Here is a 13,532-nt window from a genome sequence, read left to right as displayed (position 1 = left end):
CACCTCTTTACTACTATTTCACTACACTTTAAAAGGTCGATCCTTCACCAGAATATGAGATTGAAATGACACTTGGCGTCTCTCTATCCATAAGCAAACCGACAAGCCTTTTCTAAGGTGCAGAATTCTCACATTTTCACTGGAGCTAATGCACCACTACGTTCATTTTTGTAACGCTTATTTTTAACAAAAAATTCTCTGCTTTTGCATTCATATTTTGTAATAAATTGTATTATAATTAATAATATCTATTATTTAAAAATCATTGCAGACTGCATTTAAGAAACAAAAGTTCTTTACAAGGAGTGGAATACATGCAATTAATGGATACAGTCAGTGAATTTGAAAATCGTATTTCTCCAACATTTGAGGCACTATCAATAAAAGTTATTTCATATTCAATAGCGGATGGTCCCCAACAAGATTACCCGATAGAATTTGAAATTCTAACTCGCACTAAGGTTGATTCATACGTACAAGAAGCTATTACGCATATTATAAGTATCCAAGGTTACATTCCTGGCTCCATTTCAATTGGACATCAACATGAGTCACTTTTTATTGTTCCCCAAAGTGTACACATTGAATGCAACTATAAACTTCTTAGTATCGATAAAAAGGATATGCAAAGAATTTTACAGCATCCTCAACCGAACCTCCATTACAGCGAATGGCTAATAGATGCCATAAAAAATGCTAATATTCTTGTAGAATTAAAAACAAATCAGGGCACAGTTACAGATTGGCCAATTGGTGTTAAATCAGCTGTAATCTTATAGTTAAGGTCAGACATACTAAATAGGTATGTCTCATAGTGTTGAAAAACTAAATGGTCAAGGGACCCTTTGTGAATATTTAGTCAAAATGAAGGTGATTTCCGTTCCAGGCTACTCGCTTTCCAGTGGGCGAGCGACGAGCCGCTTCCTGCGCTGACGCTCCGTGCAGGGTCTCGTCTGTCTCGCTATCCCACGGGAGTCGAGTAGCCTTGCACTCCAATCTGCAATAGTGTAGAACTTTAAATGTTTTCTTCCTTCAAAAGTAAAGTAAAAGCATATTACTCACCAACATTAAATGGATAGAATAGTAGTACAATTCTATAGCTGTCAACCTACATTTTGTGCATAAAACTACTTTATAAATAAACATAAAGCCACTTATTGCTGACATATTGCTTTCGCATAGAAAAATGTTATCAGCTTCATTTTTGCGAAAAATAGTGATGGCTAAGACTTCAATTTATCACTAAACATTTATGTGAAATGCCAATGAAAATACTATGAGCAGTGGTTGATTGGAGTGTAGACTGAGTGACTCCTTGGGGATTCAGCGTCACAGATGAGACCCTGGAGCGAGCAAATTAGGGGAACAAAGGCTAAAATCGTCACGTCCTGTGACAACGCCTTCGTGACCAACCTCCTGTTGCCCCAAGCGGCTCATCGGACGCCCCCAGGAAGCTCTGCTCTGCGCGAAAGCGAAGCGTCAGCGGCAAAGCACTCAGTCGGAACGGAGATCAACCCCTCGTTTTGAAAAAGGGCTATACTTTTTAATTTGTCACCTTGATTTCATTGACATAATAGTATTTCAACAACACGAGACATACTAAATAGGTATGTCTTTTTTTTTGTCTTTGAATAAGTTTATCCTTTTCATGGCGTTTCTATCATATCAACTTTCTTTAGATTCTGGAATTCCTATTGTAAATATGCTCCTATATCACTAGAAAAATTTACAATTTCATTAACTTGTCTGTAAAAGGCGCTATGACAAACAAAAATGTTGTTATGATGATAAAATGCTTTATGGAACATTATTTAACTTCGGGGGAAATAACTATGAATATTAAAGAAGCATTGAAGTCCTTTTCTACTATGACGCTAACTACACGTCAAGAATTTATGATGAAAAATGGCGAATGGTTGTTACAAGAGATGTTAGACCATATTGGTTCACCTGACGCTGTATTACGGGACCAATTAATATACCGTACTTTTATTGAATTACTAAGTGACAATTTACTGACTACACAGCAGCTACAATTTTTATTTGACACAGCCACTAGTGACAACTACTTATTTATGAACATTGGGGAAGAAATGACAGATAGTGTCTTTACACGATCATTTTCTGCATTACTGGTTGCTGGGTTACTATCAAAGGATGCTGCATTACAAACACTAGACGCCTATCGACTGGAGCCTTATTTTCAAAAGATTGGACGGTATTTATTATTGGAGAAAGATACACGAGGGTTTGTTCAAGATAAGGGATGGGCACACAGTATTGCACATGGTGCTGATTTAGCGACCATGACGATTAAGCACCCTACATTCGATTTACAGTATGCACCAGCCATTTTGCATGCATTAAAACTTGTTTCGTGGAAAAATACCGTCTATGTAAACGATGAGGAGGAACGCTTAGTTTCGATTATCGAAGCCCTTCTAGATCGGAATTACTCTGAAGAAGCATTAATCGAATTCGTTCAGCAAGCTTTTGATAAATTTGAAATGCATTTAGTAACACAAGGCTATAATGAAAGCTTTTTTAGCGGACGTACATGTACATTAAATATCATGAAAACTTTATACTTCGCATTAAAAATGAACAATCGATCACCTAAGCTGCAAAACGCCATTTATGGACAAGTTGCCAAATGGCTAAAGCTCGGTGCCTGATTCCTCGGAATGTCAGATAGCAAACTTAGTGTACGCTAAGATTGCTATCTTTTTTAGAACATTTTTTACTTTTCGAGCAAAACATGAACAACCTAATATTTGGATATCAAAGAGATCCGTTAATTATATTAACATAATTAATATTTCATTCCAAATTCCCCCTTTATAATCATTCCTTACATTGAAAATTTATCCTTTTTTATGTTTAAATTATCTTTTGATGTACTCCTTTTTTCAATAAAACGCAACCAAAATGTTTCATTCGCTCTGACTTCCCGCGTATTTTATTACAAAATGGCGTCCAAAATGTGAAATGGTATTTTCACAAAAAAAATTATTTACTTAGGTAAATATCATAAACTCAGTATTTTCAACGTTTCAACAGTGTTTATTTTACAAAGCCTTAAAATACCAATATTAAAATAACGTTTTTTGTTCAAAAAATGTTCATATTCACCCCCTACTTACTATTAAATTTATAACAAAATAATTTTTTTTCTGTAAAACGGGGCGTATAATCCAATGTGCAAACAACGCCATTTGTGTCGATTGATTATGGCACAGTCACTAATTCGATTTCACAGATTTATGGCTTTGCAAACGCTTGCACTAGACCAATCAAACACTAGATTCAATGTTTCATATATTGAACCATGCCATTGTAAGTACTTTTAGGACTTTGATTGGTACACCAAATAAAAGAGGTGACCTTATTTACTCATCTATTTATAAATGTGAAATTTAACATGAAATTTATGAATAGTCGTTCTATAGAAAGGAGTCAAACATGAAAAAGAAGTTAACCTTAATGTTTGTAGCATTTAGTGCCCTTGCCATTCTTGCTGGATGTGAACCTCTAACAATTTTAGATCCAAAAGGACCAAATGCTAAAACATTATCAGACACAATTATTTTATCCATTATCACAATGGCCTTTATATTATTAGTCGTGTATGTACTTTTAATATTTATGCTAACAAAATATCGTGCTTCAAAAGCACCTGCTAATTATGAGCCACCTCATGAAGAAGGCAGTCATTTACTTGAAATTACATGGACAGTTATTCCAATTATCATTGTTGCGTTTTTAGCAATCGTTACAGTTAGAACTACAAGTACAGTAGAAGCCAAGCCAGATGGTTATGACAATCAAGAGCCGCTTGTAATTTATGCCTCTTCTTCTAACTGGAAATGGCATTTTAGCTATCCAGAGCAAGGAATTGAGACAGTAAACTACGTCAATATTCCAGTTGATCGACCAATTGAATTTAAACTGTACTCTTTCGGACCAATTACAAGTTTTTGGATACCTCAATTAGCAGGTCAAAAATACGCAATGAGCGACATGTTGACTACTATTCACTTAGCAGCTGATGAGGTTGGTTCATATATGGGACGTAACTCCAACTTTAGTGGTCGTGGATTTGCTGAAATGGAATTTGAAGCACAATCTATGACACAGGAAGATTTTGATAAATGGGTTTCAGATGTAAAGGCAAATGAAAAACCATTAACAAAAGAGAAATTTGATGAGCTATTAAAAGCTGAGCATGTTGGCCGTTCAAGCTATTCATCAACACATTTAGAATTTAGTCCTGCTCCTATGGAACATAGTGAACATATGAACATGTCTGACAAAGAAATGGATCACTCTAAGATGAACCATGAGGGCCATTCAACAGATTCACAAGAAAATTCTAATACAACACATTCACATTAATTTTTAAATCTGAAAGGAGCGCATCCAATGAGTATGGAAGAAGTTTTCCATCCAATGCAAGAACCGATGATTTTAGCGGCAGCTATTAGTATCGTCGTTGGAGCAGTTGTTATCTTTGCTGGCCTTACTTATTTCAAAAAATGGGGCTATTTCTATAAAAACTGGCTTTCAACTGTTGACCATAAAAAAATCGGTATTATGTATATCGCTGTAGCCCTTTTAATGCTTTTCCGCGGCGGTATTGATGCATTGTTAATGCGTGCACAAACGGCGGTTCCAGACAATGGGCTTCTAGATGCACAACACTATAATGAAATATTTACAACACACGGTTTATTAATGATTTTATTTATGGCCATGCCATTCGTAATTGGTTTAATGAATATTGTTATCCCACTGCAAATTGGTGCACGTGACGTAGCCTTTCCACGTCTAAATGCAGTCAGCTTCTGGTTATTTGCAGCTGGTGCTGGTTTATTAAACTTATCATTCATCATTGGTGGTTCTCCAGATGCTGGTTGGACAGCCTACTTCCCACTATCAGGGACAGAGTTTAGCCCAACTGTTGGGAACAACTACTATTCTTTAGCTTTACAGTTATCAGGTATTGGTACATTAATGACGGGTGTAAACTTTATCACAACAATCATTAAAATGCGTGCACCTGGTATGACATTAATGAAAATGCCAATGTTCACTTGGTCAATTTTAATTACAAACGTTATTATCGTATTTGCATTCCCAGTGTTAACTGTAGCACTTGCTTTAATGATGCTAGACCGTCAATTCGGTACACAATTCTTTGCAATGCAAAATGGCGGTATGGATATGCTTTGGGCCAACCTATTCTGGGTTTGGGGACATCCTGAGGTTTATATCGTTATCCTACCTGCTTTCGGTATTTTCTCAGAAATCATTGCAACATTTGCACGTAAAAACTTATACGGCTATAAATCAATGGTTATGAGTATGGTCGTTATTTCGTTACTATCATTCCTAGTATGGGCCCACCACTTCTATACAATGGGTCACGGTGTAATGGTAAACAGTGTATTCTCTATTACAACAATGGCAATCGCAGTTCCAACTGGGGTTAAAATCTTTAACTGGTTGCTGACAATGAGGCACGGGAAGATTCAATTTACAACTCCTATGCTTTATGCTCTTGGCTTTATTCCGATCTTCACAATTGGTGGGGTTACAGGGGTTATGCTAGCAATGGCAAGTGCTGACTATCAATATCATAATACGATGTTCTTAGTTGCCCACTTCCACTATGTATTAATTCCAGGGACAGTATTTGGTGTACTTGCTGGTTACCACTACTGGTGGCCAAAAATGTTCGGTTTCCGTTTAAATGAAAAATTAGGGAAAGCTGGATTCTGGTTTATTGCAGTATGTTTCAACGTAACCTTCTTCCCATTATTCATTTTAGGTTTAGATGGTTATGCTCGTCGTATGTATACTTACTCTGAGTCTACTGGCTACGGTCCATTGAACATGCTATCGTTCATCGGTGGACTTGGTCTTGCTGTAGGCTTCGCGTTAATCGTGTACAATATCTACTACAGCTGGAAAAATATGCCTCGTAATGAAAAAGCGGATGTTTGGGATGGTCGTACTTTAGAATGGGCTACTCATTCTCCAGTTCCAGAGTACAACTTTGCAGTAGTACCAACTGTAACTCGTTTAGATGAATACTGGTTCGCGAAAAAAGAAGGTCGCGATATTACAGCCGGTAAAATTGAAAAGATTCACATGCCTAACAACACTGGCACACCATTCTGGATGAGCGGATTCTTCTTCCTTGCAGCATTCTTCGCTGTATTTAATCTATGGATTCCAGCCATCATTAGTATGATTGGTGTATTCGGCTTTATGATTCATCGTTCATTTGAAAAAGATCATGGTCGATACATTTCAGTTGAAGAAGTTATGGCAACTGAGAAAAGCTTGAGAGGTGATAAATAATATGAAAATCGATTCTTCACTTCCATTAGAATATAGTACAGAGGAAAATCGCCTGAAAATTTTCGGTTTCTGGATTTTCCTTGGCGCCGAAATCGTGTTATTCGCTACACTATTTACTGTATATTTCACACTTCATACACGCACAGGTAGCGGTCCAAATGGCGCTGAAATTTTTGAATTAACACCAGTATTATGGGAAACATTCTTATTATTAACAAGTAGTTTCACAATTGGTCTTGGCGTTCATGCAATGCGCATTGGCAATAAAAAAGCGATGATGGCATTTTTCATCATCACACTTTTATTAGGTCTTGGCTTCTTAGGTATTGAGATTGATGAATTTGTCACATATGTTAATGAAGGTGCAACAATTCGAACAAGTGCATTCTTATCGGCATTGATGACTTTACTTGGTACGCACGGTCTCCACGTAACATTTGGTTTCTTCTGGGGCGTTGCCATTTTAATGCAAGTAGCTAGCCGTGGTTTAAACCCACAAACGGCTAACAAAGCGTTCATCTTCTCACTGTACTGGCACTTCTTAGACGTTGTTTGGATTTTCATCTTCAGCTTCGTCTACTTGAAAGGACTGATTAGCTGATGAAGGAATTATTCCCAAAACAACACGTGATGGGCTTCGGCTTCTCACTATTACTAACATTTGTAGCTTTAGCTGTTGTAAAATTTGATATGTCACTTAATATGGCATTTGGTATTTTACTAGTAACTGCTCTAGCACAAGCGACTGTACAATTAGTATTATTCATGCACATCGGTGAATCCGAAGATAAGAAAACGTTATATACAACGATTTTATATTCTGTATTCGTAGGTGTTGTCACAATCATTGGTACATTATTTGCAATGATCTGGGGCTATAACTGATAAAAAAAGTCGAGAAATTATTTTCTCGGCTTTTTCTTTTTTGAAAAAAACTTTTACTTCAATCAAATGAATTGCGTCCACAATAATTACAACGTTTTAAAAATATCATCAAAAAAATCATTCAATATCTAGAGCTAACTAACTCACGCTCTGTAACACTTCCTCCTACATTTATTATTCAGGTACTACTTCTTCTTGTCACTTAATATGCAAGAAGACATAAAAATAGAGGTAAAAATTGGTTAATTACTATTATTTTAATATTGAATTAAAATTTTATTAAAAATAATGAATCTTTTCCTTTTATAGTTATGTATACTAGTAGATATTGTTTTTTTACCAAGAATAGGAGATGAAAGAAATGAACAAATTTTTTAAAGTCTTAAGTGTTGGAGCACTTGCATTAACACTAGCAGCTTGTAACAGTAGTGCTACCCCAACGAAAGACACAACTAAAAAAAGTACACTTACTCTAGAGCAAGTGTATGACAAAGCGGTAGATCGCCAAGCAGATGTTAAAAGCGCTAGTGCCAAAATGGAGATGACGCAAGAAACAAAAGTAGGGTCAGGCGAAGAAGTTATGGAATTTTCCATTGATTCAAATATGGAGATGGATGTAATTACCGATCCACTTGCAATGCATTTATCGGGTTCAATGACAATGCCAGATATGTTTGGTGATGGTGAGCAGAATACTGAAATGCCAATTGAAATGTACATGAAGCAAGACCAAGGCTTTTTCATGAAGGATGAAACAACAGATAGTTGGCTGAAAATGCCAAGTGAAGAATTTGCCTCAATTTTAGAGCAAACTGCTTCTTCTGCAGACGCAAAAGAACAATTAGAACAGCTTAAAAAATTTATCAAAGATTTTAAATTTGAGCAAACAGATGATGCATATATCTTAACTTTAGACGCAAAGGGCGATCAATTTAAAGAACTTATCGATTCTGAGATTAACAAGTCAATGCAAGGGCTTGGTCTTGAGGAAAACCCTCTTGATAACTTAACAATTGATAAAATTAACTATGTACTATACATCGATAAAGAAACATTCGACACAAATAAAATGGATATGAACTTTGATTTAATTATGAAAGTTGAAGATCAGGAATTATCTATGAAAACAAAGTCTATTGTGACATACACTGATTTCAACCACCTTAAATCAATTGATATCCCACAAAGCATTATTGACAGTGCTAGAGATATTGCACAATAATTTATTGAAAGCTGGTTTCCTCCATATCGGAAACTAGCTTTCTGTTATATAAATTTATTTTATGTAGCATAAGAAATGCTGAATAGAAGATTTCAATTAGTCGTTAATTAACTAATTCTGAATGAACAAAAATAATTCTGTGCTACTCACCCACATTTTTTTATGAAGTACCAGAGATTATTTTATGCTCAATGGAGCTAATACAGATAATTATTACCATGTGATTGGGCAAAAGATATTGCTATAATTTACTGAGAGGGAGTGTGTGAATTATGGCTATAGAATTTCAAGCAATTTCTACAACATTGGGTATCTCTTATTTCGATGTTGTTACATATTTAATTCCTAAGCAATGTCCCCATTGCTATGTCTGGATGATTCCATCGACAATCGATGCCAAACAGCTATCTTATGATTTACATTTTGATATGAATTTTCTTTCACATTCGTGTGTAGGTTGTAGAAAAAATTTTGTTACTACACATTTCCGTAAAACTTCAAATAATAGCATTACTTTTCATTCTGTTTATCCAGGGATGACCAATAAAGCTGTTCCAATTATTATTGCTGAATTTTCTCCGCAATTTGCTAATATATATAGACAAGCTGCACTGGCAGAAAATTTGGATCAAATTGAACTAGCAACGACTGGCTATCGAATGGCATTAGAAATTCTAGTAAAGGATTATTTAATTGCTGAGTTTCCAGAGCTAGAAGAACAAATAAAATATTTGAGCTTGCATCAATGTCTGACAGAATATTTTAAAGATATCTCTAATTCTGTCGCAGCCCATGTAGTAAAATCCTTGAGTAATGACTATGTCCATTATATAAAAAAGCATACTCACGCCGGTTTTGAAGAACTTAAGTTTTATTTTGAGATCTTTGTAAATGATATTGAAACTAAATTAAAATTAAAAAAACCAATTATTAAAAAAGCAAATATACTTAGTAGCATGTCATAGCATAAAAAAAGGTGCCTAATTTTTTAAGCACCTTTTTTCGATCCTTTACTTAGTCTGCAACATTCTCCCTATTTAAGAGGGCAAGTGTCTCCAATATTTCAATATTACAATGGGATTCGATATAGCTTATCATCATTTGTTAATGGATTACCACGACCATCCGTATTATTACTAATGAAATATAGAAATTGATTGTCTACGTAAAGATCTCGAATGCGACCAAGATCTGAAACTAGCTCTCTTTTTTCGAGCGTTTCTATAGTAAATTCTAATATTGCCGCTCCTCTCAATGCTGCCACATACAATTTCTCTTCGTTATTATCCATCCCTGAAGGAGCCCAAGTTGAATCATGCCCAGATGTAACAATTGGGGCGACCATTCCTTGCTGTTCTTCACTGCCTTCTATATTCGGCCAACCATAATTTTGTCCTTTTTGTATAATGTTGATCTCATCATTAGCTGAATTTCCATGCTCACTCGCATACATCCTGCCATCTGATGTCCATGTCAAACCTTGAGGATTGCGATGGCCAAAGCTATAAACATAGGAATTAGGAAAAGGGTTATCATCCGGGATAGATCCATCTAAATGTAAGCGCAGAATTTTCCCTTCTAGTGCGGATAAGTCCTGAGCTAGCATAGGCTCCGTAGCATCGCCGACTGTTGCATAAAGCTTACTATCTGGCCCAATTTTTAATCTACCTCCATGATGGTATGTGCCGCTATTAATACGATCAACTAGCAAACGCTCTTCCTTCCATTTGTTACCCTGTAGCATCAAAGTGATAATCCGATTAAACTGTTTAGAACCTTCAACATACGTATAATAGGCATATGCCCTTTTTGATTCAGGAAAATCTGGGGCAAGAACAAATCCTAATAACCCAGCCTCTGAAGCAGTAGATAGCTCCTTATTAAGTTCAACATGTTGTCTTTCTACTTTTCCGTCTTCAATCTTTACAATATTCCCTGGCCTCTCAGATAAATAAAAAACATCGCCACTTTTTTGAATAGACCAAGGTACATGTAGATTATCAGCGATAATTTCAAGATTTGAAAAGTTTGTAGCATTTTCAGGTTTTTTATCTTGCTGGATTTTGGAGCACCCTCCAAGAACACACAGCAATAGTAGTAACAATAATAAATTCGCTTTTTTCATCAGCGATCACCCCTTCTAATTTTATTACTGACAGTAGTGTACAAAAGAAAAAGACGTCATTTAGACGTCTCTTCTACTATATCTACTAAGGAATCAAATTCTAATATCTCACCTTTAGCCTTTGTCTTTTCCAGCACCTCTAAATACTCTTCTTTCCGATTGATGAGTCGTTCTTGCTGCAATTTTTGATATGAATGAAGAAAATCATCACTAGCTGCTTTTCCCATTAACTCACCTCAATTAGTAGTATTAATTAACTCTATTATAATATTGGTAATTTTTTCTGACAATTAAATTTTCTTTTTTGATTATTACGTACTAAATTTAATGAGGGATAAAAGACTTAAAACCGTACTAAGTGATATTATTTTTTATCTAAATGAATCCTCTATTTTAATGAAAGTACGGAAGCACTCTTTTTTCTACAACCTGCTCACCAGCACTTATCCATCTACTTTTATCATGAATATGACCATCCTTGTCAACTGGTGTCTGAAATTGGCTTACCCCTGAAGCATCTAGTAAAGAGCCCTCATCATAATCTAAGCCAACATTTGCCACATGCTTTATGACAAATGGGTTTTGGAAGCGTATTTTGGCATCTTCGTTATCTAGCTCTCCTTCTGTTACAATAAAAGGTACGCGTAAATAAATTGTCTCTCCGCCTTCTTTCCACAAAACTGTATCAAAGCTTCCTTTATAATACTCCCAGTTACCACCAATGGTAAATCCATGACCTTCGATTTTATCGCGTAAATAGCCAAATCCAATTTCTTTTCCAACTATTTTTGAATCAAATTGTAACAATTTTGACCCCTCCTTCCTGTTACTCGTTAAAAGTCTATCCTAAAAGGAGGAATTACAAACTCTTCTAGTAAAAAGTGGTTGATAATAAAAGTAAAGTTGCTTGTTTTTTATTCAAAATGTAAAGGAACAAAACTCTTATCAACTTGCCCGTTTTATTTGGGATACATATGTACTTATGAAGTTAATCCATTTACACTATAATGGTAAAGTGAAAACCAATCTACCTTTTTAAATAATCAATTATGTAAAGGAGTGTTAGCGGAAATGAAAAAATTTGTAGTTAGTATGATTCTTTTACTTTCTCTATCGTTTCTTCTTGCTGGCTGCGGGAGTAAGGATGTACCCTATGACTATGAATATGATCGTTAAAAAACACTAAGTCTCGAAACCTTGAACATTACAAAGTTTCGGGACGACTATTTAGCCTTAAAATTATGATTTTTCAAAAGTTATTAACCTTTCCCCGAACTTTAGGATATTCAATTCTTAATTTATTGCCAAATCTCGAAACATCCGTTTGATATTGTTGTTGTTTAAATACATTGTTCCGATTGCTTGTTTACATTTCTTTACCAGCTACTATGATTATTTGCGAATAGAAAAGTAACAGGAATAGGTTTTATAAAAGAGAATATGGTATATTATCAACATGGAATAAATAGAAGGTGAAGAAATATGCTAGAAGTCAGTGAAAGTAAATTAGCACAGTATATCATCCATTTTATAAGCGACTCACTTGTGCTAGGTGAGGAATCGTTTACACATCCCGAAGTCATGCTAGAGGCGGCTTTTACACAGCTAGCATTTAATAAAATCGATTTAGAGCAGCAGTATGAATTTTTCCATGAAACTAATATTGCCTTAAATGAGGTATATACATATGTTAGTGCCATTTTTAAAGAGGAAAAGAGCTTTCTTGAGCAATCCAAAAGCATCGCCAGACATTTACATAGTGTCTCCCAGCACCCTAATATTAAATGCGGTGAATTATTTATTGGCTTGTTTGACAATTGCTTCTTCATGAATGAAGCTACAAAAATTGTTGCTATTGTTAAAATTGATGAGAAAGAAATGTTTTTAGATGTTAAAAATGATCAAAACAAAATGATTATTCATGGTATTGATGGCATTAATGTAAAAAAAATCAATAATATGGCCATCATCGTGGATATGGGTGAGGAACAGGAACCTGCTGTATTTATAAAAACAAAGAGAAAAGAGGATATTGTCTATTGGCAGGAACGCTTTTTAAAGATGAAGGCAGCGGATGAACATTATCACAAAACGAATTTAGCGTTAACTGAATGTAAAAAGTATATTCTTAAAGAGGACAATTTTTCAAACACTGAAAAGCTAGGATTATTAAATAAAACGCTGGATTATTTTAGAAACGAGGATGAATTTCAAGTAAACGAATATATCGAAACGGTATTCGATAAAACAGATTCTACACAAAGGGATATAATCATAAATTCTGTAAAGCCCTATGAAACAATCATTTCTGAAAGTGCACTTGAAAAGGCCGAAAAAAAATATAAACGTAAAATAAAGCTAGATTCCAATATCGAAATTCAGGTTAATGTACAAAATATCGAACAGGTAGATGAGCTTATCGAAGTAGGCTATGATGAAGCTACAAATCGTAAGTATTATAAAATTTATTTTCAGGAAGAAATCTAATCAAACCACAATATGCTCCTATTAGGTTGACAAACTGTTAGCTAATGGGAGTTTTTTTTATAGAAATTCCTGAAAAATACACATTGACAATTGTTAATATGTTACAATTTAATTACTTTATAAGGGGGTTTTTTTATATGACAATTATTGATGAATTACAATATTACATGGATAGTGCTTCCATTGGAATTGTACTTGAGCTTCTACTAGTAACCACTTGCCTTTCAACTATTATCTATGTGGTCACTAAAAATCAATATATTTCATACTTATCATCGGCACCAATATTTTACTTTATGTCCTTCTTCCTCTATCATAATTCTCACTTTATCCTGCTAATAGTAGCCATGACGATTCAAGCTTCTGTTATCCTCTTTATTCAAAAGAAAAATCTGTTCAAAGTTCTTATCGAAAAAGACCATACTTTAAAATCTAATTAGCCCAGCT

13 protein-coding genes are annotated in these 13,532 nt (G+C 34.9%); 10 read left to right on the top strand and 3 right to left on the bottom strand.

The features are described 5' to 3' along the window. Nucleotides 1–314: 314 nt before the first annotated feature. From AC2CGN_RS08250 to AC2CGN_RS08215, 8 genes are all read left to right on the top strand, one after another. On the top strand, nt 315–779 hold the full coding sequence (locus tag AC2CGN_RS08250; protein ID WP_429982638.1) for a hypothetical protein: 465 nt from the start codon (nt 315–317) through the stop codon (nt 777–779). Nucleotides 780–1,832: 1,053 nt separating this feature from the next. Continuing rightward, entirely contained in the window at nt 1,833–2,675 is an 843-nt protein-coding gene (locus AC2CGN_RS08245) for a DUF2785 domain-containing protein (RefSeq protein ID WP_484513270.1), read from the top strand. A gap of 787 nt (nt 2,676–3,462) precedes the next feature. Then, nucleotides 3,463–4,395 (top strand): cytochrome aa3 quinol oxidase subunit II, encoded by a 933-nt coding sequence (qoxA, locus tag AC2CGN_RS08240; protein WP_429989835.1) that lies wholly within the window; start codon nt 3,463–3,465, stop codon nt 4,393–4,395. Nucleotides 4,396–4,422: 27 nt separating this feature from the next. After that, the gene (gene qoxB / locus AC2CGN_RS08235; protein ID WP_484513267.1) at nt 4,423–6,366 is read left to right on the top strand and encodes a cytochrome aa3 quinol oxidase subunit I; all 1,944 of its coding nucleotides are present in this window, start codon (nt 4,423–4,425) and stop codon (nt 6,364–6,366) included. A gap of 1 nt (nt 6,367) precedes the next feature. Beyond that, nucleotides 6,368–6,967 (top strand): cytochrome aa3 quinol oxidase subunit III, encoded by a 600-nt coding sequence (qoxC, locus tag AC2CGN_RS08230; RefSeq protein WP_484513265.1) that lies wholly within the window; start codon nt 6,368–6,370, stop codon nt 6,965–6,967. Further along, a complete protein-coding gene (qoxD, locus tag AC2CGN_RS08225; RefSeq protein WP_429982641.1) occupies nt 6,967–7,251 on the top strand; it encodes a cytochrome aa3 quinol oxidase subunit IV in 285 nt (94 codons plus the stop codon). The genes qoxC and qoxD overlap by 1 nt, the downstream gene beginning before the upstream one ends. 361 nt (nt 7,252–7,612) lie before the next feature. After that, nucleotides 7,613–8,473, top strand: a complete 861-nt coding sequence (locus AC2CGN_RS08220) for a DUF6612 family protein (protein WP_429985793.1) — start codon at nt 7,613–7,615, stop codon at nt 8,471–8,473. A 272-nt stretch (nt 8,474–8,745) separates the two neighbouring features. Then, the gene (locus AC2CGN_RS08215) at nt 8,746–9,438 is read left to right on the top strand and encodes a hypothetical protein (RefSeq protein WP_429985794.1); all 693 of its coding nucleotides are present in this window, start codon (nt 8,746–8,748) and stop codon (nt 9,436–9,438) included. Between the two features lie 104 nt (nt 9,439–9,542). On the opposite strand, the gene AC2CGN_RS08210 is transcribed toward AC2CGN_RS08215, so the two are convergent. The 3 genes from AC2CGN_RS08210 to AC2CGN_RS08200 all read right to left on the bottom strand — a co-directional run bounded on the left by AC2CGN_RS08210 (nt 9,543) and on the right by AC2CGN_RS08200 (nt 11,405). Continuing rightward, the gene (locus AC2CGN_RS08210) at nt 9,543–10,598 is read right to left on the bottom strand and encodes a PQQ-dependent sugar dehydrogenase (RefSeq protein WP_484513262.1); all 1,056 of its coding nucleotides are present in this window, start codon (nt 10,596–10,598) and stop codon (nt 9,543–9,545) included. Between the two features lie 56 nt (nt 10,599–10,654). Next, a complete protein-coding gene (locus tag AC2CGN_RS08205; RefSeq protein ID WP_313373121.1) occupies nt 10,655–10,825 on the bottom strand; it encodes a hypothetical protein in 171 nt (56 codons plus the stop codon). A gap of 166 nt (nt 10,826–10,991) precedes the next feature. Then, nucleotides 10,992–11,405 carry a YugN family protein gene (locus tag AC2CGN_RS08200; protein WP_313373122.1) on the bottom strand — a complete coding sequence of 138 codons (414 nt, stop codon included), beginning with the start codon at nt 11,403–11,405 and terminating at the stop codon, nt 10,992–10,994. A gap of 675 nt (nt 11,406–12,080) precedes the next feature. On the opposite strand from AC2CGN_RS08200, the gene AC2CGN_RS08195 reads away from it, so the two are divergent. Next, on the top strand, nt 12,081–13,085 hold the full coding sequence (locus AC2CGN_RS08195) for a nucleoid-associated protein (protein WP_484513260.1): 1,005 nt from the start codon (nt 12,081–12,083) through the stop codon (nt 13,083–13,085). A 137-nt stretch (nt 13,086–13,222) separates the two neighbouring features. Next, nucleotides 13,223–13,525, top strand: a complete 303-nt coding sequence (locus AC2CGN_RS08190) for a hypothetical protein (protein WP_054771353.1) — start codon at nt 13,223–13,225, stop codon at nt 13,523–13,525. The last annotated feature ends 7 nt before the right edge of the window (nt 13,526–13,532 follow it).

Source organism: Lysinibacillus sp. DFXJR4 (assembly GCF_057196045.1).
This window is presented reverse-complemented; position numbering and strand designations above follow the sequence as displayed.